We start from the raw sequence: 464 nt of genomic DNA on the forward strand, positions 1-464 counted from the left end.
CACCGCCGGCCCCGACGCCGCGCTGCTGGCGCTCTGCGCCGACCTCCAGGTGGCCGTGGCCGAGTGCAACGCCGCCAGCCACCTGTGCGACGTGATGCTGGAGGCGGGCGACGACGCCGGCTCCAAGCGCGCCTGGGAAGCGATGGACGCCGCCTCCGACCGGGCCAACCGGCTGCTGGAGCGCATCACCCCCGTCACGCCGCGCACCATGCCCGGCCTTCTGGCCAAGGCGCACGCCGTGCGGGCGATCGGCCCGCACTTCGGCACCGACAGCCATCGGAACATCTTCGAGGCCGCCGGCGACGCGATCGTGGCCGACATCCTGCGCCTTGGGGGTGTGGCATGAGCGACGCCCCGGACAGGCTGGCCCGCGCCGGCCTGCGCCCCGACGCCGAAGAGGTGCGGCAGGATGCCGCGCGGATCGCCGCGCTCGACCGCGCCAGCGTGCTGCTCACCGACTACCG

1 protein-coding gene is annotated in these 464 nt (G+C 75.2%); it reads left to right on the forward strand.

All coding sequences use genetic code 11. The features are described 5' to 3' along the window. Positions 1 to 346 (forward strand): hypothetical protein (locus M0638_RS28500; RefSeq protein WP_248670338.1); only part of this gene is annotated, 346 nt, incomplete at its 5' end. Positions 347 to 464 lie beyond the last annotated feature (118 nt).

This window comes from Roseomonas acroporae, assembly GCF_023223525.1.
Classification (GTDB): domain Bacteria; phylum Pseudomonadota; class Alphaproteobacteria; order Acetobacterales; family Acetobacteraceae; genus Roseomonas_E; species Roseomonas_E acroporae.